Raw genomic sequence first — 20,153 nt, 5'->3', positions numbered from 1 at the left:
GACCCCGCCTGGCATGTGCAGTGCAGCGGTGGTCACTTTTGCACCCCTCAGGCCCGTTTCGGATGCGATATCGACCCCGCCTGACATGTGCTGGCAGCGGGGGCGACCTCTGCACCCCAGTGCAGCGGTGGTCACTTTCGCATCCCCCAGCCCCGTTTCGAATGCGATATCGACCCCGCCTGGCATGGGCGGGCAGCAGGGGTCACTTTCGCATCCCCCACTCCAGCGGTGGTCACTTTCGCATCTTCCACTCCAGCGGGGGTCACTTTCGCATCCCTCAGCCCCGTTTCGGATGCGATATCGACCCCGCCTGGCATGTGCAGGCAGCGGTGGTCACTTTCGCATCCCCCAGCCCCGTTTCGGACGCGATATCGACCCCGCCAGGGACGGGACGGGACAGGACGGGACGGGACGGGGAAGGACGGGGCGGGGACGGGACGGGACGGCTACTCGTCAGGCGAGCAAGCCGATCAGCGCGAGCTCGTCGGCGCGAGTGAGACCGGCCCGACGATCCCGGTCGACCCCGCGCTCCTGCTCGTCGCGGATCACCGTGGCGATCGTGTCCTCGAGGGGCCTCAACTCACCGCCGGCCGCGCGGTAGCGGGCGTTCGAGCGCGACATGAAGCCTGTCATCTCCGCGGGCAGCCACAGGGGCAGCGACCTCTCCCCTGCCCAGTACTCCACGCCGTTCGCGCCGAGCCATTCCTCGGTGGCGGAGACGACCTCCCCCCGGTGGCCGGCCTGCTCGCGCACGACACTCAGGACATCGGCGAGCGGATGCCGGTCCCCGATCGTGTTGATCACGCCCGTCGCATCCGTCGTGATGACGAACTCCACGAGGTCGTCGACGTCGATGACCTGCAGGTCGCGGTCCTCCATGGGCGGCAGCAGGACCGGCCCGTCCTCGGCGCGCAGGAAGGCGGCCGCCCAGTATCCGAATCGGTCGCTGGGATCCCCCTCTCCCACGATCAGCCCTGGGCGCACGATCAGCGCGCGGTCGTCGAGCGAGCGCACCGCGTTCTCGGCGGCGACCTTCTGCGCTCCGTACTCGTATTCGTCGCCCGGGGCGGCCGCGTCGCGCAGCGGAGCCGTCTCGTCTGCACCGATCGTCTCATCGTCGGAGTACGCCGACATCGACGAGACGTACGTCCAGCGTGCGGCCCGAGACCCGAGCGCCGCCACCGCAGCCTCGACATGGGCGGCCGTCGACGAGACGTCGATCACGTGATCCCATTCCCGCCCCGAGACCGCGTCGTATGCGTCGGCGTCGTCCCGGTCGGCGAGCACGAGGCTCGCCCCGTCCGGCGACGGACGCCCGCCCCGCGCGAGACACATCACTGTCGCCCCGTTCACCAGCAGCCGTCGGGCGATGCGGCCGGACAGCCACCCCGTGCCGCCGAGGATCAGTACGTTGGTCATGCCCTCATGCCACCACGCGTTCGAGGCGGAGCGGAAGGGGCTTCCGCTCAGGGCAGAGACCGTGCTCAGTCCTTCTGGAGGTCCGCGAGCCCGTCGAGCACCGGCACCGTCCAGGTCGGGTCGGGCCGCCAGTTCTGCCATTCCGGATCGAAGGGCCACTCCCCCGCGCGGAACGACGCGATCGCCGCGTCGGCGTGACGTTCGATCTGCGCGGCCTGCTCACTGGTGAGGCGGCCCTGCTCGATCGCGGCGATCAGCTCGTCCTCATCCTTCAGGTGCACCTGGCCGTCCGCTTCGATCTCCACGTCGAGGATGTGATCGGACGAGTACGTGTCATGGTCGGTCCGCAGATGCGCGTTCTCGAGGTTCACGTACCACCCCGCGAACTCCCAGCGCGTGCCGTCGACTTCGCTCCAGAACAGCCACACCGACCACGCGGCTCCCGCCGGTGCGATGCGCAGGATGCCATGCCCCCACCACTCCTCCACGATCCGGGTGCGCGGGTCGAGCCAGCGGCGCTCGAGCGGCACGGTCCGGATGCGTTCACCTGCCGGGGTGCCCTGCCCCTCCTGCAGCGTTCCCGGTGCGAGCCAGGCGATCAGCCCGCGTTCGTCGTCCCGGACGACACGCATCGGCGTGATGGTCGAGGCATCACCCGGCTGCCAGCCGGGCTTGCGGTAGTGCCAGGAGATCTGATCACCCGGCCGCAGGAACGGCGCCTCGCCCATCGGGCGGACACCATCCGGCACCGCCGCGGGCGTGCTGTGGGGAAGGATGCTCACCTCGCCACGGTACCTCGCAGCGTCGTCGGGCCCAGGAGGGCGCGGCGGCGGTTCGCATACGCCTCTGCCGCGACGATCGGCCTCCGGCGGTTGCGTGAACTGCATCCTCGCTCGGGATGCAGTTCACGCAACGAGCATCAGTCGCGGATGACGGCTCCGAAGCGCTCGGCGGCGACGGCGACTCCGGCGAGCTTCGCCTCGGTGGCTTCCGCGGCGGTGAGCGTGCGGTCGTCCGCCCGGAACCGCAGCGCGAACGTCAGGCTCTTCTGGCCGTCGGGGACGCCCTCGCCGCGGTAGTCGTCGACGAGTCGAACGGACTCGAGAAGCGCGCCCGCTCCGTGAGCCAGCGCAGCGCGCACATCGCCTGCGGGGACCTCGGCGCCGACCACGAGCGACACGTCCTGCGTCGCCGCGGGGTAGGTCGACAGCGATGCGGCCACGGCCCGAGCGCTCGCGAGCGTCAGGATGCCGTCGAGATCGAGTTCGAGCACGGTCGCGCGTCCCGGCAGATCGGCCGCCGCGGCGACCTCCGGGTGCACTTCGCCGACGTATCCGACCTCGGCTCCGCCGACCGTCAGCACACCCGTGCGTCCAGGGTGCAGCGCGGCACGCTGCCCCTGCGCCACGTCGATGTCGACGCCGGCCGCCGCGGCGATCACTCGCACGGCGTCGAGGGCTTCGGACAGTCCGGCGGGCTCGGCGGCGCGTCCCGGCTGGCGTGCGACGACGTTCCCGGTGAACAGCGCCGCGACGTGGCGGTGCTGCGGCGGGATCGACGCGTTCAGCGCCTCGAGCGTCTCGTCGGAGGGTCGGATGCCGAGGGGCGGGACCTCATCCGTGCCGTACTCGACACCGGGCTCGGGAAGGAACACGACACCGGTCTCGAACAGCGCGAGGTCGGTGAGACCGCGCGAGATGTTGCGGTGCGCGATCTGCAGGAGCCCCGGGATGAGCGAGCGGCGCAGGAACGGCGCAGATCCGTCGAGCGGGTTCGCCAGGCGGATGCTGGGCAGATGCGTGCCCGATGCCGATCCGTGCAGATCGTTCTCCGCCTCGGTCGTGAACGGGAACGACGGCGTCTCGACGAGGCCCGCAGCAGCCAGCGCATCGGCCACGCGACGGCGGCCCTGCTGGTGAGCGGTGAGACCGCGTCCGGACGGCGGCGTCGGCAGCACGGAGGGGATGCGGTCGAGACCGTGGATGCGGGCGACCTCTTCGGCGAGCGACCACTTGTCGGTGAGGTCGGGGCGCCAGGTCGGCGGGATGACGGTCCAGCCGGCATCCGTCGCCGTGACCTCTCCGCCGATCGTCGTGAGCGCGCCGACGATCTCCTCGTCGGTGTAGTCGACGCCGATGAGTCCCTGCACGAATCCCTTCGGCAGCTCGATGTCGGCGACGAAGACCTCGGCGAACAGCGCGCCGCCCTCGTCGGTGAGCGTTCCTCCGGCGAACTCGACCATCAGGTCGGCGGCACGGCGGGCGGCGACGAACGGCACGAGCGGGTCGACACCGCGCTCGAAGCGCTTGGAGGCCTCGCTGGGCAGCTTGTGCCGCCGGGCGGTGCGGGCGATCGTGACCGGGTCGAACGTGGCCGCCTCGATCAGCACGTTGCGAGTGGTGTCGCTCATCTCGGTGGTGCCGCCGCCCATGACCCCGGCGAGGCCGATGGGCCCCGACTCGTCGGTGATGAGGAGGTCCTCGGCGTGGAGCGTGCGCTCCTGTCCGTCGAGCGTGGTCATCTTCTCCCCGGGCGTCGCGCGACGCACGGTGATGCCGCCGGCGAGCCTGTCGAGGTCGTAGCCGTGCAGCGGCTGCCCCAGCTCAAGCATGACGTAGTTCGTGATGTCGATCAGGATCCCCAGAGAGCGCATGCCCGCGAGGGAGAGTCGCGCGATCATCCACGGCGGGGTCGGCCGCGCGGGGTCGACGTCTCGGACGACGCGCGTGACGAACTCGCTGGCTCCGACGCGGCCGCGGACGGGCGCCGCATCATCGACGATCGCCGTGTGACCGGTGCCCGGCTGCAGCTCGGCGAAGTCGCGCTCAGCGGGGTCGCGGAAGGTCGCCCCCGTGGCGTGGGAGTACTCACGAGCCACACCACGCAGTGAGAACGCGTATCCGCGGTCGGGGGTGACGTTGATCTCGACGGCGACGTCATCGAGGCCGAGCAGGCTGATGGCGTCGGTGCCCACCGGGGCGTCGATTCCGAGGTCGGCGAGCACGAGGATGCCGTTGTGCTCGTCTCCGAGTCCGAGTTCGCGCGCCGAGGCGATCATGCCGTCCGACACGTGGCCGTAGGTCTTGCGCGCGGCGATCGGGAACGGCCCCGGCAGCACGGCGCCGGGCAGGGTCACGACGACCTTGTCTCCGGCGACGAAGTTGTGCGCACCGCAGACGATGCCGCGGATGCCGCCGTGGGCCTCGCCCACATCGACCTGGCACCAGTTGATGGTCTTGCCGTTCGACTGCGGCTCCGCCTCGAGCGAGACGACCTGTCCGACGACGACAGGACCCGAGATCTCGAAGCGGTGCACGTCCTCCTCTTCGAAGCCGACGGTCACCATCGCCGCCAGGACCTCTTCGGGAGTCGCCTCCGCCGCCAGATCGACGTACTCACGCAACCACGAAAGTGGGACGCGCATCACACCACCATCCCGTACTGCTCGCTGAAACGGACATCGCCCTCTGCCATGTCCCGCATGTCCTGCACGTCGCTGCGGAACATCAGTGCCCGCTCGACGCCCATCCCGAAGGCGAACCCGCTGTAGACGTCGGGGTCGATCCCGGCCGCGCGGAGCACGTTCGGGTTGACCATCCCGCATCCGCCCCATTCGATCCAGCGCGCACCGCCCTTGAAGGTCGGGTGCCACAGGTCGAGCTCTGCCGACGGCTCGGTGAACGGGAAGAAGTTCGTGCGGAAGCGCGTCTTGGCCTCAGGGCCGAAGAGCTGGCGTGCGACATGGTCCAGCGTGCCCTTGAGGTGCGCCATCGAGATGCCCTTGTCGACGACGAGGCCCTCGAACTGCGTGAACACCGGGAGGTGCGTGGCGTCGAACTCGTCGGTCCGGTAGACCCGGCCGGGGCACAGCACGTAGATCGGCACGTCGCGCTCGAGCATCGAGCGCACCTGCACGGGGCTCGTGTGCGTGCGCATGACCAGATGACGCGACGCCGGGTCGACGTAGAACGTGTCCTGCTCCTGGCGGGCGGGGTGGTCCACATCGAAGTTCAGTGCGTCGAAGTTGAACCACTCGTGCTCGAGCTCCGGCCCCTCGGCGATCTCCCATCCCATCCCGACGAAGATGTCGGAGATCTGTTCGCTGAGCAGGGTGAGCGGATGCCGCGCTCCCACGCGCGTGCGCGACGGCACAGCGGTGATGTCGACCCGCTCCGACTCGAGACGGGCGGCGACCTCTGCTGCGGCCAGCTCGGCTTCTTTGGCGGCGAGCGCCTTCGTGACCCGACCACGTCCTTGACCGACCAGCTTGCCGAAGGCGGCCTTGTTCTCGGGCGCCACCTGGCGCATCGAGGCGTTCAAGACGGCGAGCGGCGAGCCGTCGGCGACGTGGGCGGCCCTGGCCGCTTTCAGCTCGGCGGTGTCGGCGGCTGCGCCGATCGCTGCGAGAGCTGCCGCGACGGCGGCTTCGACTGCTTCCGGGGTGATTTCGGGAGACTCAGACACGAGATAGGAGTCTACCGGGGGCCGCGGGCCTCGCCTCGCGGGTCACGGCTGGGGCAGGGCCGCCGCCGTCTGACCTCAGAGCGGTCCGAACATGCCGACCCCGGCCCGCGGCACCCAGACGGTGCGCTCCTGCTCGAGCGAGGCAGCCACATGTGGATCCCTGCTCGCGTCCCGACGCAGCGCTGCACGTCCGTCTCCGATGACGGCTGCCGGTACCACGAAGCCCGAGACGAGGAGGAGCACCAGCCCACCGTCGATCATCAGGATCGGCGTCAGGTCGGAGGCCGACAGCATGGCCGGGATGAAGAAGACGTTCACTGCGGCGAACATGCCGCCTGCCGCCACGATGCCCCCGCGCAGCGTGCCGGCACCGCGTGTCGTGTGCGACTCACCCGGTCGCGGGATCCTCCGCTGCTCGCGTCGCAGGACGACAGCGGATGCCGCGGCGACGACACCTCCGACCGAAGCCGTCGCCACCGCAGCCGTCCACCACCCGAACACGAGGAACGCCGCGCCCATGACGACAGCCGATGCACCGAGGGCGAGGAACGCTGCCCACATCGCCCGGCGCATCGCCCGTCCGTCCGCGATCTCGCGCAGTCGGGTGCGCGCATCGGAGCCGTGACGGGCGGACAGCTCCGGATCCAGCCACTGCGCGAGCGTTCGGCTCGACGCGGGCGGATACGGCGAGACCGGTTCGACGTGCATCCGACCAGCCTGCCAGAGGGTCAGAGCGCGCCTGAACCTGTGTTCGTCCCGTCGAACTTGCCCGCGCCCTTCTGCATCGCGATCACCTGCGTCATCGTCGACTCGTCGTCCGCTGCGGGGTTGCCTGCAGCAGTGATGGCCTGCACCTTCGGGGATCGACGGGTGCGGATCTCGATCCACCGCGCGATGCCGGAGAGGATGAGGCACATGATGATGTAGATGCCGCCGATGACGAAGGCGGACTGGAGCACCGGGCGACCCTGCTGCGAGGTCAGCTGCTTGGCGAAGTAGAGCAGTTCCGGGTAGGTGATGATGAACCCGAGCGCGGTGTCCTTCATCGTCACCACGAGCTGCGCGACGATGACAGGCAGCATCGCTCGGATCGCCTGAGGGAGCAGGATGAGACGCATCACGCCGCTCTTGCGGAGACCGATCGCGTAGCCGGCTTCCTTCTGACCGCGAGGCAGCGACTCGACGCCGGCACGGATCACCTCGGCGAGGACGGACCCGTTGTACGCCATGAGGGCGAGGACGACCGCCCAGTACGGCTCCATCTTGACGCCGATGACCGGGAGTCCGTAGTAGAGCAGCATCATGAACACGAGCACCGGCACGGCTCGGAACAGCTCGGTCACGACGGTGACCGGGACGCGGATCCAGGCGTGGTCGGAGAGACGCCCGATCGCGAGGACGAACCCGAGCACGATGCTGAGGACGGCGGCGACCGCGAAGGCCGCGAGCGTGCTGCCCAGCGCTTCGAAGATCTGTGCCCACACGGCGCTGAAGGTGAACACGTACCACCGGGACGCCTCGAACTGGCCGCTCTCCCAGAAGCGGTACCCGATGAATCCGAGCAATGCGAGGATGACCACCACTGTGGCCACGCCGATGAGACGGTTCCTCAGGATCGCCTTCGGACCGGGGACGTCGTACAGGACGGAAGTCATCGCGCGATCCTCCACTTGTTCTCGAGATAGCGCTGGAGCCAGCTGAGCAGCATGACGAGGGCGACGAAGATGAGGGCGACCCAGAGCAGCACCACGAGCGCGTTCTCACCGCGCTCGCTGAGGTACGAGCGCACGGCTCCGAGCTCGAGCACGGAGAAGCCGGCAGCCACGGTCGTGTTCTTGAGGAGCGCGATGAAGACGCTCATCATCGGCGGCACCACCGACCGGAACGCCTGCGGAAGCACGACGAGCGTCATGACCTGCCCGAAGGGGAGTCCGATCGCTCGTGCGGCCTCGGCCTGGCCGACGGGCACGGTGTTGATGCCCGCGCGGATCACCTCGGCGACGTAGGTCGCGGTGTAGATGCCGATGGCGAAGATCCCGAGCACCATCGTGCTCACCTTCGGCAGGCCGAGCTGGGGGTAGCCGAAGATGAAGAAGAAGAAGACCAGGGTGAGTGGCGTGTTGCGGATGAGGTTGACGTAGATCGTCCCCACTCCGCGGGCGATCGGCACCGGTGCGACGCGCATGGCGCCGACGATGATGCCGAGAATCAGCGCGAGCACTCCGCCACCGAAGAAGAGCGTCAGCGTGTTGCTGAGGGCTCTTCCCCAGAGATCGGTGTTGCCGAAGATGACGTCCACGCCACCCTCCCCTTCTCCGGACCGGGCGGGGTGGCCCTTCCGCGGAAGGGCCACCCCGAGTGGGATCAGTACGCGTCGACCTCGGGCTGCTCGACCTCGATGCCGCTGGAGCCGAGGTTCTTGTCGAAGATCGCCTGCCAGATGTCGCCACCGTCGGTGAACAGCTCGTTGATGTGGCCACGCAGTGCGTCGTCGCCCTTGGTGAGGCCGACGCCGTAGCGCTCCTCGGAGAACGGCTCGCCGACGACCATGAGGTTGTCGGGGTCCTGCGCCGCGTAGCCGATCAGGATGGCCTGGTCGGTGGTGACGGCCTGGACCTCACCCGACAGCAGAGCCTCGACGCACGCCGAGTACAGGTCGAACTCCTTGGTGGGAACCTCGGGGTAGTTGTCCCGGATGTTCTGGATCGGCGTCGATCCCGTGGCCGAGCAGACCGTGGTGTCGGCGTTCAGATCCTTCTCGCTCTTGATGTCGCTGTCGGAGCCGACGAGCAGGCCCTGACCGGTGATGAAGTAGGGGCCAGCGAAGTCGATGAGCTCCTTGCGCTTGTCGTTGATCGAGTAGGTGCCGACGTAGTAGTCGATGTCACCGTTCGTGATCGCCTGCTCGCGGTTCGCCGAGGCGATCGGCTTGAACTCGATCTTGTCCTCGTCGTAGCCGAGCGAAGCGGCGATCCAGCGGGCGATGTCGACGTCGAAGCCGGTGCGCTCGTCCGTCGTGACGTCGAGGAATCCGAGCCCCGGCTGGTCCTCCTTGACGCCGATGACGACCTTGTCGCGCTCCTGGATGGCGTCGAACGTGGGGCTGCCCTCGAGCTGCACGTCGTCGGCGACCTCGAACCAGGTGGAGTCCTCGCCCTCGTCGCCTCCCGTGCCTGCGCCCGGGCTGGACGGGCTGCCGCTGTTGCAGGCGGTCAGCGCGAGCAGCGCTGCTGCCGCGATCCCGATTCCTGCCAGTGTCCGTGTGCGTCGCATGTGCGTCTCCTTCGTGTGCTGTGTGTGCAGGGTCTGTGAGCTGCTCAGTGCGTGAGCAGCTTCGAGAGGAAGTCCTTGGCGCGATCGCTCTTCGGGTTCGTGAAGAACTCCTCGGGCGTCGCCTCCTCGACGATCTTGCCGTCGGCCATGAACACGACCCGGTTGGCGGCCTTGCGCGCGAAGCCCATCTCGTGGGTCACGACGATCATCGTCATGCCGTCACGGGCGAGCTCCACCATGACGTCGAGGACCTCGTTGATCATCTCGGGGTCGAGCGCGCTGGTCGGCTCGTCGAAGAGCATGACCTTGGGCTGCATGGCGAGGGCGCGGGCGATCGCGACGCGCTGCTGCTGTCCGCCGGAGAGCTGAGCGGGAAGCTTCGAGGCCTGCTGGGCGACGCCGACGCGCTCGAGCAGCATCATCGCCTCCTTGTCGGCATCCGCCTTCTTCATGCCGCGGACCTTGATCGGGCCGAGCGTCACGTTCTCGAGGATGGTGAGGTGCGCGAACAGGTTGAACGATTGGAACACCATGCCGACGTCGGCGCGGAGGTTCGCGAGGCCCTTGCCCTCGGCGGGGAGCGCCTTGCCGTCGATGCTGATCGTGCCGCTCGTGATGGTCTCGAGGCGGTTGATGGTGCGGCAGAGGGTCGACTTGCCGGAGCCCGACGGACCGATCACGACCACGACCTCGCCGGCGTCGACCGTGAGGTCGATATCGGTGAGCGCCTGGAAGTCGCCATAGTGCTTCTGGACGTTGTCGACCACGACGAGGGGCTTACCAGAGGTCATCATTTCTCCAAACTAGCCAGGTCGAACACGGGGCTCCACACGGACACCTCGACATTTACACGTTCGTAACCACGCGACGGGACGGATTCGGGCCGGGCACCGGAGTGCCCCCCGGTCCGCCCCCGCGAACCGTGGGGGCGTCCCTGCCGCCGCGTTCCTCCCCCTGGTAGAACGAGACGGCAAGCCTCCGATCGGATGTGATCCCGAGATCCCCCGGAGGAGAGGCCGAGCCCGCGCCTGCATGAATGGCGTGGGCTCCGTGGCATCTGAATTCTCCGTCGAATCGAGCGCGATCGATCACCAGAGTGGCAGAGCGTCACCCTCATCCGAGCGGATCTTGAGGGTTTCTTGAGGCCTCAATCGCGTTGCGCCCGGTAGTACTCGATCGCTCCCGGATGCAGCTCGACGGGGCCGGTGAAGATCGCCTGCCGTCGATCGAGCAGCGCCGCCGCCGGGACGGTGTGAGCGATGCGCGTGCGGGCGTCGAAGAGGCCCGTGAGCACGTCACGGACGATGGCATCCGGAGTATCCGCGCCCGTGACGAGGTAGTTGGGGACGGCCATCGTCGGTTCCGAGCGATCGAGCCCGTACAGCCCGACGGGGAAGTCCGACGGACGGTAGGCGTCGGAATAGCGTCTGTTGATCTCGTTGACCCAGCTCTGGTCGATCGCCAGGAGCCGGACGGGTGTGGTCTCGGCGAGTTCCGCGATCCCCGGGGTGGGGATGCCGCCGACCCAGAAGAAGCCGTCGATCTCCGACGCCTCCAGCGCGCTGATCGACTCCGCGAGGTCGAGCTGACGGTCGGTGAGCGATGCGGCATCGACCTCAGCGGCATCCAGGACCCGCCCGGCGATCACGTTGACACCCGAGTTCTCCGCGCCCAGCGACACGGTACGGCCGGCGAGGTCGGCGAGTTCCTCGATGTCCGAGTCCGCCCTGACGACGACGTGGAGGTACTCGTCGTAGAGCCGTGCGATCGCCTGCACCGGCAGCGGTTCGTCGAACGCGCCGGCGCCGGCCACGGCATCCGCTGCCGCATCGCCCTGGGCGAAGGCCAGCAGGGCCTCCCCCGATCCCACGCGCAGCAGATTGTCGACGGAGCCGGCCGTCTCCGCGGCGCTGATCTCCACGTCGAAGGCGGCTTCGAGTTCGCTCGCCAGCTCGCTGCCGTAGGCGTAGTAGACGCCGTTCGCCCCGCCCCCGGCGATCTCGAAGGTCGAATCCGTCCATTCGGTCGCTCGGGTGCTGCAGGCGCTGGTCGCACCGAGCATGGTGACGGCGAGCCCGACCGCGACGATCCGTCGGACCAGCACTCCGCTCCGCGCGCCGACGCTCACTGCCCCGCTCCGTCAGGGACCACGAGGGTCACCTGGAGGCCGCCGCCCACCGCCGATTCGACGCGGAGCTCGCCCCCGATCGACTGCAGGAGGTCGGTGGCGATGGCGAGGCCCAGCCCCGAGCCCGGTGTCTCGCCGCTGTCATCACTGCGCCAGAACCGATCCGCGGCGTTCGCGGCCTGCTCACTGGTGAGACCCGGTCCGTGATCGCGCACCGAGAGTCTGCACTCCCCGTCGCCGAGGTGCGCGTCGATCTCGACGACGGCTTCCGCGGGCGAGAACTTCACGGCGTTGTCGATCACGGCGTCCAGGGCACTCTCCACGATCGTCCGATCCGTCACGCAGAGGATCGGTCCCGTCGTCGCAGCTCGCATGATGACGCCCCGCTGCGATGCCACCTCGCGCCAGGCATCCGCCCGCCGTCCGGCCAATGCGGCCAGGTCGACGGCTGAGATGGTGGTGTCGGCACGGCCGCCGCGGGCGAGGCCGAGCAGGGTCTCGAGGATCCGAGCCATCCGACGCCCCTCCTCCCGGGTCTCCTCGATGTCGTCCTGCCAGCGCGCGTCGAGTCCGGTGGAGAGGTGCTCGACGCGCAGCAGCAGCGCGTTCAGCGGGTTGCGCAGCTCGTGCGAGGCGTTGAGGGCGAACTCCTGCTGACGGGTCATGACGCGCTCGATCTCGTCCGCCATGCCGTTGAACACGCGTGTCATGCGGCGGAGCTCAGGTGGCCCGGTGTCCTCAGCGACCCTGGCGTCCATCTCGCCGCGCTCGATCGCGACCATCGCCTCATCGAGCCGCCGCACGGGCGAGAGCACCCACCGCGCCAGCTGGAACACCAGCAGCACGCCGAGACCGATGAGCACGATCGAGATGAGCGTCAGGATCAGGATCTGCTGCAGGATCTGCGCACGCGGCGTCTCGACGTCAGCGGACACCATGACCGCGCCGATCACGTCGCCGTCGTCGAAGACGGGCTCCACCAGCGACGACTCGGCGGCGATCCACGGGAACACCGGCTCAGGCGCCTCGGCGCGACGTCCGGAGAGCGCGAGGTCGACCCTCGCCGCCTCGTCCTCGGCGAGCACGTCGTCGCCCTCACCCCCGGACGCCCAGAGGCCGCCGGCCAGGTCGAAGACCAACACCCGGATGCCGTACACCTCCTCGAACCGCTTCACCTCGGCGTCGATCACGGTCGCGCTCCCCGACCTCAGGGCCTGACGCGCGCTGGTGACGAAGTACCCGAGGTCGCCGAGCTGCTCGGTGTAGAAGGCCTGCTGGATGCTGCGCGTCGCGCTCCATGCGGCCGTGCCCCCGAGCGACAGGAGGATCGCCACGAGAGGCACCAGGAAGACGACGATGAGACGGCGGCGCATCGTCCGCTATCCAGCCAGCCGGTAGCCGACGCCGCGCACCGTCTCGATCAGCCTGTGCTGCCCCGCCTTGCGGCGGATCGCGCCGACATGCACCTCGAGCGAGTGACCGAAGCCGCGCCAGTCGGTGTTCCACACCTCGCGGATCAGGCGTTCCTTGGGCACCGCCACCCCCGGATAGCGGGCGAGCACGGCGACGATGTCGAACTCCTTGCGCGTGAGTTCCACCGGCGACCGATCGATCGTCACCTGACGAGCCACGAGGTCGATCTCCACGACCCCGCCCTGCAGCTGCACCCGTGCCTCCGACTCCGGTCGCATCGGCCTCGAGCGGCGCGTGACCGCCTCGATCCGCGCCAGGAGCTCGTGCACGTCGTACGGCTTCACGACGAAGTCGTCGGCCCCGGCTCGGAGGCCCTTGATGCGCTCGGTCACCTGATTCCGTGCCGTCACGATGACGATCGGCACCTCGGATCGGCCACGGATGCGGCGGCACAGATCGATGCCGTCGACGTCGGGCAGTCCGAGATCGAGCAGCACCACCTCGGTGTCGGCCCCGAGCATCTCCAGAGCGGATGCTCCGTCGGCTGCCCGGGCGGTCGCATAGCCCGACCGCGCCAGGAATGCTTCGAGGGCGGCGGCGACGCGCTCGTCGTCCTCCACGATCAGAATCCTCATCGACTCTGGGTCCCCTTCTCCGCTCGAGCAGGCCTAAACCTACCAGCCGTGCAGGCGTCGAGCGGACCGACGGGGGTCAGGCCACAGTGGCGGCGCGCTGCGCGAAGGCGCTCTCGTACAGGCACACGCTCGCCGCCGTCGCGAGGTTCAGCGACTCGGCGCGGCCGAAGATCGGCAGCTTGAGCACGCGGTCGGCTCGTGCCAGCGCCTCGTCCTCGAGGCCCCGGGCCTCGTTGCCGAACAGCCAGGCGGTGGGCTCGGCGAGCACGCCCTCCGCTCGGGCGCGCAGCAGGTCGTCGCCCTTCACATCCGCGGCGAGGATCCGCAGCCCCGCGGCATGCGCCTTCTCGACGACGTCGGCGAGCTCGGCCCCCACCGACACCGGCAGGTGGAAGAGGGAGCCGGTGGTGGCTCGCACCACCTTCGGGTTGTACGGATCGACCGTGCGACCGGTGAGCACGACGGCGTCCGCACCGGCGGCATCCGCTGCCCTGATGATCGTGCCGAGGTTGCCGGGATCCCTGACCTCTTCGCAGATGGCCACGAGACGGGGCGCCGCGGCGAAGATGTCCTTGACAGAGGTCGGCGTCTGCCGGACGACCGCGACGAGACCCTGCGGGGTGACCGTGTCGGCCATCGCGTTCAGCACGTACTCGGTGACGTACTCGACCTCGATGTCGGCATCGGCCGCCTTCGAGCGGATGTCCGGGTGCTTCTCCCAGCCGGTCGGTGTCGAGAACAGCTCGACGATCGCCTCGGGGCTGTAGGTCAGCGCTTCGCGCACCGCCTGAGGGCCTTCGAGCAGGTACAGACCGGTCTCGGTGCGCGCGCTGCGCTTGGTCAGCTTCGCGACAGCACGGACTCGGGGCGAACGGGGGTTCTCCAGCACGTCCTCAGTCTAGAGAACCGCGGGCGTCCCTCCGTGCAAACGACGGGATAACGACAGAGGACGCCCTCCCGAAGGAGAGCGTCCTCTGTGAAGAAGAGTCTGCTTACGCAGCCGTCTTCGGGGCGTTGACGTCAGAGGGCAGAGCCTTCTTCGCCGTCTCGACCAGCGTCGTGAAGGTCGCAGCGTCGTTGACCGCGAGGTCAGCGAGCATACGACGGTCGACGGTGACACCCGCGAGGCCGAGGCCCTGGATGAAGCGGTTGTACGTGATGCCGTTCTGGCGTGCAGCGGCGTTGATGCGCTGGATCCAGAGGCGACGGAAGTCGCCCTTGCGCTTGCGACGGTCCCGGTACGAGTACACCAGGGAGTGGATGACCTGCTCCTTGGCCTTGCGGTAGAGGCGCGAACGCTGACCGCGGTAGCCGGAGGCGCGCTCGAGGATGACGCGACGCTTCTTGTGGGCGTTTACCGCCCGCTTGACTCTTGCCATTTTCCTGTGTTCCTATTCGTGCGTTCGGGCGCGTCAGCGGCCGAGAAGCTTCTTGGCGACCTTGAAGTCTGCCTTCGACAGAACCTGGTCCTGGTTGAGGCGACGGGTGCGACGGCTCGACTTGTGCTCGAGGTTGTGGCGCATTCCGGCCTGCTGCTTCTTCAGCTTGCCGCTGCCGGTGATCTTGAAGCGCTTCTTAGCACCCGAGTGGGTCTTCTGCTTCGGCATCTTCTCTTCCTTCGTATGGCGCCTTCTCAGGCGACGGTGTCAACCCGCGGTGCGGGAGTTCTGGGGCGGAATCACTCCGCCGCGGCTGCGGCAGGAGCGTCCGTGTCGGTCTTGGCCTCGCGGGCAGCCTGCTTGTTCGCTGCGCGCTGGGCGTCGCGGACGGCGTTCTGCTCCTGCTTGGCCTCGGACTTGCTCTTGAGCGGAGCCACGATCATGACCATGTTGCGACCGTCGATGGTCGGGTTCGACTCGACGGTTCCGAGCTCCGCGACATCCTCGGCGAACTTGCGCAGCAGGCGGACGCCCTGCTCCGGGCGCGACTGCTCGCGGCCTCGGAAGAGGATCATGGCCTTCACCTTGTCGCCAGCCTTGAGGAAGCCCTCGGCGCGCTTGAGCTTCGTCGTGTAGTCGTGCGCCTCGATCTTCAGGCGGAAGCGGACCTCCTTGAGGATGGTGTTCGCCTGGTTGCGGCGAGCTTCCTTCTCCTTCTGGGCGGCTTCGTACTTGAACTTGCCGTAGTCCATGATCTTGACCACGGGCGGCTTCGAGTTGGGTGCGACCTCGACGAGGTCGAGGTCGGCTTCCTGCGCAAGGCGCAGCGCCGCCTCGATGCGGACGACGCCGATCTGCTCACCCGCGGGGCCGACGAGGCGGACCTCGGGGACGCGGATGCGCTCATTGGTGCGGGGATCGCTGATGCGGAACTCCTTAGACGATGGGATTCGGCCACCGGAACGCTGTCAGCATCCCGGGCGAAATCAGAATCGTCCCCACCCACCGGCATTCAGACGCCGGCTCCACACCCTGTCTGCCGGATCCGTCTGACGACGAAGCCGGTGGAGTGCAAGACCCGGTAGCCTGGAACGGCAAGCGCGGGTGGGAAGTGAATCCTCTTTCGTGCCGGAGCATGACGCTCCGGAGCCCGACACAGTCTAACAGAAGGCAAGGCGAAGTGACGAACCAGGCATCGGACGAGGCAGCACGCGAGCGCGAAGAGCGCTGGGCCCGGCAGGAGGAGGCGGCCTCATCCGCCACACGGGACATCGCGGACGTGCCGGCCGTGGAGGTCATCACCACCGCCGCCGTGCACCTGATGAGCGCCGCCGCGGTCAAGCTCGGCCTCGCCGACGACCCGGATGCCGCCGCCCAGCTCGACCTCGACGAGGCCCGCAAGCTGATCAACACGCTCGCAGGGCTCATCACCGCCGGCGCTCCGGAGATCAGCGACATGCACGCGCGCTCCCTTCGCGACGGTCTGCGGTCTCTGCAGCTCGCCTTCCGCGAGGCCTCGACCATCCCCGACCCGATCGGCAAGGGCCCGGGCGAGAAGTGGACCGGGCCGGTCAACTAGCCCGCGAGAACGACCGGCGGGGCCGTCGACGCCCCGCCGCATTGGCCGGTCGGAGGCGTCCACTCGATCGTGTGCTCCGACTCCCCCAGGAGCGTGCCGTCGGCGGCGAACACTCGGATGACGACGGACTCGGGTGCGGTCATATCGAGGTTCAGCGTCCAGTCGTCGCCGTCCTGATCCGCCCGCAACATGGTCGCCACCGAGCCCGTCGGCTGCGTCCCGTCTGCACGCGGCGAGCATTCCTCATCGATGCAGAACTGCAGGTCGGTGACGCCGTCGATCGCGCTGGTGTCGACTCGCACGCTGTTGGACCATCCGATCGCCGGACAGTATGTCTCGCAGCCGGCCAGGCCGATCATGAGCGTCAGGGCCATGATCACGGCGGCTGTTCGGCGCATGCCGTCACCCTACGATGCGACGAGCACTCAGAGCGAGCGGCGGAGCTTCACGGTGAGGGAGTCCGCGAGGACCGCGATGCGGTCATCGGCAGCCCAGCGCTGCGCGAGCCGGGCGAGCACCGCATCGAGGACCTCGCGCTCGAGCCCATCCACGAGCTCGAGGACGACGACCAGCTCGGGTCCGCGCAGCCGGGCGTCCGGATCCCCCGCTGCGACCGACACGTCGATGACGGCCAGCTCATGGGCGACGCTCTCCTGGAGCGCGTGGAAGACCTCGGGTGAGAGGAAGCTCGGTTCCCACCGATGCCCCTGAGCGATCGCCCACACGGCGGGGCGGCGGATGACGAACTCGGTGTCGGAGGTCGGATCGAGCACGATGAGGTCGGTGTCCTCCGCCGACGCCGCGAGCGCCACGCGCGTCGCCTCGACGGGGATCGGGCGCGCCGCGGCATCCCACCGCTGCATCGCCTCGACCGAGGAGAAGACCGGCTGCACACGGCGTCCGTCAGGGGCCGCGACCGTGACGATCGAGAGCTCCTGCGTCTTGTCGACGGCGAGCCCGCTGGGCGCCACGCCCTCCTCGCCCTTCTCCGCGATGAGCGGGATGAGCACCCTGGCGTTGCGGAACGCGTCGACGACCTCGGCCTGCGACCCGTCACCGGCGCGGAACCTCAGCAGCGCGTCGAGCAGCGCGGGGTCGGCCGAGCCGTCGTCACCCGCGTGCGGATTCGACTCGAAGCTGCGGCCCTCCCACGGGACGCCGGCGGAATCGCCGTCGTTGCGCGGAGCGTCGTGGGCGCCGTGGTCGTGCGAACCGTGGGCGCCGGTGTCGTCAGTCCCCCGCGACATCCAGTGCCTCGGCCAGCGTGAACGCGCCGGCATAGAGTGCCTTGCCGACGATGGCGCCTTCGACACCGAGCGGCACCAGCTCGCGGAGGGCCGCGATGTCGTCGAGGTTGGAGATGCCGCCGGAGGCGACGACGGGCTTCGGGGTACGGGCCGTGACCTCGCGGAGGAGCTCGAGGTTCGGGCCCTTGAGGGTTCCGTCCTTGGTGACGTCGGTCACGACGTAGCGGCTGCACCCGGCATCCTCGAGACGCTCGAGGACCTCCCAGAGATCGCCGCCCTCCTTCGTCCAGCCCCGTGCGGCGAGCGTCGTGCCCCGGACGTCGAGTCCGACGGCGATCGCCTCACCGAAGCGGCCGATCACGTCGGCCGCCCACTCCGGGTTCTCCAGCGCAGCGGTGCCGAGGTTGATACGGCTCGCACCGCTCTCGAGTGCGGCCTCGAGCGTCGCGTCGTCGCGGATGCCACCGGAGAGCTCGACGTTGACGTTCTTGAACTGCTTGATGACCTTGCGGAGGATCGGCGCGTTGGTGCCACGACCGAACGCGGCGTCGAGGTCGACGAGGTGGATCCACTTCGCGCCCTGCGCCACCCACTCCCCTGCGGCATCCAGCGGGTCGCCGTAGCTGGTCTCGGTGCCGGCCTCGCCCTGGGTGAGCCGGACCGCCTTGCCCCCGGCGACGTCGACAGCGGGAAGCAGGGTGAGCGAAGGAGACTGCGCGAAGTCGTTCATGACGTCCTCAGGTGAGATGGGAGGGCCGATTCGTCGGCACGAGAATCGACACTAGCCCGCGCATCCGCCCGCTCCAAAATGATGACCGCAGAGAACATCCGGCATCAGGCGGTAGCCTCGATGACGCCCCTGTTCGGTCGGTGAGGAGATATTGCATGGTGCGCGATGCGGAACCGCGAGGAGGCGGACCCCTGCGACGCGGGAACCCGATGCCGCCGGAGAACCCGGACATCGTGGCGCACGTCCCGCTGAACCCGGAGGATGCCGCTCCCCTGGCACGGCCTCCGCGCCCGGCGGATGCCACCGCGGCCGCAGACATCGACGACTCCGTGCCCGAGATGACGGTGCCCAGGGCACCGAGAGCGGCGAGCACCGCGGCCACTCCGGCGCCGACCGCGCCCGCCACGCGGGCGGAGGCCGCCGCTGCGGCGGCTGCGGTCCCGACTCCCCCTGCGGCACCGGCTCCCACTGCGGCACCGGCGGCCGCACCGGGAACACCGGCCGCGAGCCCGGCCTCGTCCGCGCCGGCCGCCCCGACTCCTCCGATGACGCCGACCGCTCAGACCGCCCCGACCTCGATCCGGCGCGATGCCGCTGCGCCTGCATCTCCGGTCTCGCCCGCCACTCCGAGCGTTCCGACAGCTCCGTCCTGGCCGGCACCGCCGGTCGTCGCGCCCGCGCAGCAGACCCCCGCAGCGCCCGCGACACCTCCGGTGCCGATCACCGGCGTCCCCACGAGCCCCTCCGCGCCCGCCGCGCCGTCTCTGTCACCCGCGCCGTCTCTGTCGCCCGCGCCGTCTGTGTCACCGGCGCCGTCTCTGTCACCGGCGCCGTCTCTGCCGTCGACCCCGGCCACGCCATCCGCGTCGCCGGCACACGCCCCCGTTCCGTCGCCGGTCGCGCCGCCGTCACGCCGCGAGCAGCGGGAGCAGGGCATCGAACGACGCTCGTTCCTGCAGGAGGAGCGCCGCGAGGAACCGGCCCGTAGAGGCGGACGCGGATTCCTCAACAAGGTCGGCTTCTCGATCGGCCCGAACGCGCGCGAACGTGCCATGCGCGACGACGAGCACGAGGTGAGTCGCCACTGGCCCGGCCCTCGAACCGTCGCCGTGGTGAACGGCAAGGGCGGCGCGGGGAAGACCCCGGCCACCGTGCTGCTGTCGGCCGTCTTCGCCCAGTACGGCGGTGCCGGCGTGCTCGCGTGGGACAACAACCAGACTCGAGGGACACTCGGCTGGCGCACCGAGGCCGGTGCCCACGACCGCACTCTGCTCGAGCTCCTGCCCCAGACGCAGCGGCTCCTCGGCGCCCAGGGCCAGTCGGCCGACCTCGCGCACTTCGTGCACCATCAGCCGCAGGAGAAGTACGACGTCCTGCGGTCCAAGCCCATCCGGCTGGCGCATGAGAACAGGCTGAGCCCCACGGACGTCGACTCGATCCACGCCGTCGCAGCGAAGTTCTACCGCCTGATCATCATCGATTCCGGTAACGACGAATCCGACCCGATGTGGCTGCGGATGATCGACCTCGCCGACCAGATCGTCGTCGCCACGACGACCCGCGACGACCACGCCGAAGCAGGCGCGCTGCTCCTCGAGGCACTGGAGGACCGCGACGAGCGGTCGGCCCGCCTCGCCCGCGATTCGGTCGTCGTCGTCAGTCAGGCCGACCCGAAGGCGTCGTCTGCGGATGTCGCTGAGGTCGTCGCGGGCTACCAGCCGTTGGCCCGTGAGGTCGTCAGCATCCCCTTCGACCGCGAGATGGTCGACGGTCACCTGCGCCTGCGGGGTCTTGCGGCGCCGACGCAGCAGGCGTGGCTGTCCGCCGCAGCCGCCGTCGCGCGCGGATTCTGACGACGAGGGTCGCCAGAGGCGTCCGACGCCCGT

Annotated in this window: 21 protein-coding genes; 2 read left to right on the top strand and 19 right to left on the bottom strand. The window is 69.1% G+C overall.

Going from position 1 to position 20,153, the window contains the following annotated elements; all coding sequences use genetic code 11:
* Nucleotides 1-453: 453 nt before the first annotated feature.
* The 16 genes from ACESK8_RS07540 to infC form a co-directional block, all read right to left on the bottom strand.
* Nucleotides 454-1,419, bottom strand: a complete 966-nt coding sequence (locus ACESK8_RS07540) for an NAD-dependent epimerase/dehydratase family protein (protein WP_372968006.1) — start codon at nt 1,417-1,419, stop codon at nt 454-456.
* Between the two features lie 65 nt (nt 1,420-1,484).
* Nucleotides 1,485-2,201: a DUF402 domain-containing protein gene (locus ACESK8_RS07535; protein ID WP_372968005.1), complete on the bottom strand. Its 717-nt coding sequence runs from the start codon at nt 2,199-2,201 to the stop codon at nt 1,485-1,487.
* 137 nt (nt 2,202-2,338) lie between these two features.
* Nucleotides 2,339-4,843 (bottom strand): phenylalanine--tRNA ligase subunit beta, encoded by a 2,505-nt coding sequence (pheT, locus tag ACESK8_RS07530; RefSeq protein ID WP_372968004.1) that lies wholly within the window; start codon nt 4,841-4,843, stop codon nt 2,339-2,341.
* Nucleotides 4,843-5,883 carry a phenylalanine--tRNA ligase subunit alpha gene (gene pheS / locus ACESK8_RS07525; protein WP_372968003.1) on the bottom strand — a complete coding sequence of 347 codons (1,041 nt, stop codon included), beginning with the start codon at nt 5,881-5,883 and terminating at the stop codon, nt 4,843-4,845. Before pheS ends, pheT begins: the two co-directional genes overlap by 1 nt.
* 75 nt (nt 5,884-5,958) lie before the next feature.
* Nucleotides 5,959-6,591 (bottom strand): hypothetical protein, encoded by a 633-nt coding sequence (locus ACESK8_RS07520; RefSeq protein ID WP_372968002.1) that lies wholly within the window; start codon nt 6,589-6,591, stop codon nt 5,959-5,961.
* Between the two features lie 20 nt (nt 6,592-6,611).
* Nucleotides 6,612-7,538 carry an amino acid ABC transporter permease gene (locus ACESK8_RS07515; protein WP_372968001.1) on the bottom strand — a complete coding sequence of 309 codons (927 nt, stop codon included), beginning with the start codon at nt 7,536-7,538 and terminating at the stop codon, nt 6,612-6,614.
* Nucleotides 7,535-8,182, bottom strand: a complete 648-nt coding sequence (locus tag ACESK8_RS07510; RefSeq protein WP_372968000.1) for an amino acid ABC transporter permease — start codon at nt 8,180-8,182, stop codon at nt 7,535-7,537. Before ACESK8_RS07510 ends, ACESK8_RS07515 begins: the two co-directional genes overlap by 4 nt.
* Nucleotides 8,183-8,247: 65 nt before the next feature.
* A complete protein-coding gene (locus ACESK8_RS07505) occupies nt 8,248-9,156 on the bottom strand; it encodes a glutamate ABC transporter substrate-binding protein (RefSeq protein WP_372967999.1) in 909 nt (302 codons plus the stop codon).
* A 44-nt stretch (nt 9,157-9,200) separates the two neighbouring features.
* Nucleotides 9,201-9,950: an amino acid ABC transporter ATP-binding protein gene (locus ACESK8_RS07500; RefSeq protein ID WP_372967998.1), complete on the bottom strand. Its 750-nt coding sequence runs from the start codon at nt 9,948-9,950 to the stop codon at nt 9,201-9,203.
* 353 nt (nt 9,951-10,303) lie between these two features.
* Complete coding sequence (locus ACESK8_RS07495) at nt 10,304-11,284, bottom strand: TAXI family TRAP transporter solute-binding subunit (RefSeq protein WP_372967997.1); 981 nt, start codon at nt 11,282-11,284, stop codon at nt 10,304-10,306.
* Nucleotides 11,281-12,657, bottom strand: coding sequence for a sensor histidine kinase (locus ACESK8_RS07490; protein WP_372967996.1), 1,377 nt, complete (start codon nt 12,655-12,657; stop codon nt 11,281-11,283). Before ACESK8_RS07490 ends, ACESK8_RS07495 begins: the two co-directional genes overlap by 4 nt.
* A 6-nt stretch (nt 12,658-12,663) precedes the next feature.
* The gene (locus ACESK8_RS07485; RefSeq protein ID WP_060927875.1) at nt 12,664-13,332 is read right to left on the bottom strand and encodes a response regulator transcription factor; all 669 of its coding nucleotides are present in this window, start codon (nt 13,330-13,332) and stop codon (nt 12,664-12,666) included.
* Between the two features lie 76 nt (nt 13,333-13,408).
* A complete protein-coding gene (locus tag ACESK8_RS07480; RefSeq protein ID WP_372967995.1) occupies nt 13,409-14,221 on the bottom strand; it encodes a TrmH family RNA methyltransferase in 813 nt (270 codons plus the stop codon).
* Between the two features lie 103 nt (nt 14,222-14,324).
* Complete coding sequence (gene rplT, locus ACESK8_RS07475) at nt 14,325-14,711, bottom strand: 50S ribosomal protein L20 (RefSeq protein ID WP_060927877.1); 387 nt, start codon at nt 14,709-14,711, stop codon at nt 14,325-14,327.
* A 33-nt stretch (nt 14,712-14,744) separates the two neighbouring features.
* Complete coding sequence (rpmI, locus tag ACESK8_RS07470; protein WP_060927878.1) at nt 14,745-14,939, bottom strand: 50S ribosomal protein L35; 195 nt, start codon at nt 14,937-14,939, stop codon at nt 14,745-14,747.
* A 71-nt stretch (nt 14,940-15,010) separates the two neighbouring features.
* The gene (infC, locus tag ACESK8_RS07465; RefSeq protein ID WP_372968024.1) at nt 15,011-15,661 is read right to left on the bottom strand and encodes a translation initiation factor IF-3; all 651 of its coding nucleotides are present in this window, start codon (nt 15,659-15,661) and stop codon (nt 15,011-15,013) included.
* Nucleotides 15,662-15,891: 230 nt separating this feature from the next.
* On the opposite strand from infC, the gene ACESK8_RS07460 reads away from it, so the two are divergent.
* Nucleotides 15,892-16,290, top strand: a complete 399-nt coding sequence (locus ACESK8_RS07460) for a DUF1844 domain-containing protein (protein WP_060927880.1) — start codon at nt 15,892-15,894, stop codon at nt 16,288-16,290.
* Here the strand turns inward: ACESK8_RS07460 and ACESK8_RS07455 are convergent.
* Genes ACESK8_RS07455 through priA form a run of 3 tightly spaced genes read right to left on the bottom strand, consistent with a single transcriptional unit; the run spans nt 16,287 to nt 18,267 of the window.
* Nucleotides 16,287-16,688 carry a hypothetical protein gene (locus ACESK8_RS07455; protein WP_372967994.1) on the bottom strand — a complete coding sequence of 134 codons (402 nt, stop codon included), beginning with the start codon at nt 16,686-16,688 and terminating at the stop codon, nt 16,287-16,289. The genes ACESK8_RS07460 and ACESK8_RS07455 overlap by 4 nt on opposite strands.
* A 27-nt stretch (nt 16,689-16,715) precedes the next feature.
* Complete coding sequence (locus ACESK8_RS07450) at nt 16,716-17,537, bottom strand: SseB family protein (RefSeq protein WP_372967993.1); 822 nt, start codon at nt 17,535-17,537, stop codon at nt 16,716-16,718.
* Nucleotides 17,521-18,267, bottom strand: coding sequence for a bifunctional 1-(5-phosphoribosyl)-5-((5-phosphoribosylamino)methylideneamino)imidazole-4-carboxamide isomerase/phosphoribosylanthranilate isomerase PriA (priA, locus tag ACESK8_RS07445; protein WP_372967992.1), 747 nt, complete (start codon nt 18,265-18,267; stop codon nt 17,521-17,523). Before priA ends, ACESK8_RS07450 begins: the two co-directional genes overlap by 17 nt.
* A 155-nt stretch (nt 18,268-18,422) precedes the next feature.
* Between priA and ACESK8_RS07440 the strand changes: the two genes are divergently transcribed.
* On the top strand, nt 18,423-20,120 hold the full coding sequence (locus tag ACESK8_RS07440; protein WP_372967991.1) for an AAA family ATPase: 1,698 nt from the start codon (nt 18,423-18,425) through the stop codon (nt 20,118-20,120).
* Nucleotides 20,121-20,153 lie beyond the last annotated feature (33 nt).

The sequence above is a fragment of the Microbacterium sp. genome (genome assembly GCF_041641055.1).
Taxonomy (GTDB): Bacteria; Actinomycetota; Actinomycetes; order Actinomycetales; family Microbacteriaceae; genus Microbacterium.
This window is presented reverse-complemented; position numbering and strand designations above follow the sequence as displayed.

Bases quoted from the DNA above. Each gene is read 5' to 3' on its own strand.
- ACESK8_RS07540 (WP_372968006.1), bottom strand. From the start codon at position 1,419: ATGACCAACGTACTGATCCTCGGCGGCACGGGGTGGCTGTCCGGCCGC.
- pheT (WP_372968004.1), bottom strand. From the start codon at position 4,843: ATGCGCGTCCCACTTTCGTGGTTGCGTGAGTACGTCGATCTGGCGGCG.
- ACESK8_RS07520 (WP_372968002.1), bottom strand. From the start codon at position 6,591: ATGCACGTCGAACCGGTCTCGCCGTATCCGCCCGCGTCGAGCCGAACG.
- ACESK8_RS07515 (WP_372968001.1), bottom strand. From the start codon at position 7,538: ATGACTTCCGTCCTGTACGACGTCCCCGGTCCGAAGGCGATCCTGAGG.
- ACESK8_RS07505 (WP_372967999.1), bottom strand. From the start codon at position 9,156: ATGCGACGCACACGGACACTGGCAGGAATCGGGATCGCGGCAGCAGCG.
- ACESK8_RS07500 (WP_372967998.1), bottom strand. From the start codon at position 9,950: ATGATGACCTCTGGTAAGCCCCTCGTCGTGGTCGACAACGTCCAGAAG.
- ACESK8_RS07490 (WP_372967996.1), bottom strand. From the start codon at position 12,657: ATGCGCCGCCGTCTCATCGTCGTCTTCCTGGTGCCTCTCGTGGCGATC.
- ACESK8_RS07485 (WP_060927875.1), bottom strand. From the start codon at position 13,332: ATGAGGATTCTGATCGTGGAGGACGACGAGCGCGTCGCCGCCGCCCTC.
- rplT (WP_060927877.1), bottom strand. From the start codon at position 14,711: ATGGCAAGAGTCAAGCGGGCGGTAAACGCCCACAAGAAGCGTCGCGTC.
- rpmI (WP_060927878.1), bottom strand. From the start codon at position 14,939: ATGCCGAAGCAGAAGACCCACTCGGGTGCTAAGAAGCGCTTCAAGATC.
- ACESK8_RS07455 (WP_372967994.1), bottom strand. From the start codon at position 16,688: ATGCGCCGAACAGCCGCCGTGATCATGGCCCTGACGCTCATGATCGGC.
- ACESK8_RS07450 (WP_372967993.1), bottom strand. From the start codon at position 17,537: ATGTCGCGGGGGACTGACGACACCGGCGCCCACGGTTCGCACGACCAC.
- priA (WP_372967992.1), bottom strand. From the start codon at position 18,267: ATGAACGACTTCGCGCAGTCTCCTTCGCTCACCCTGCTTCCCGCTGTC.
- ACESK8_RS07440 (WP_372967991.1), top strand. From the start codon at position 18,423: ATGGTGCGCGATGCGGAACCGCGAGGAGGCGGACCCCTGCGACGCGGG.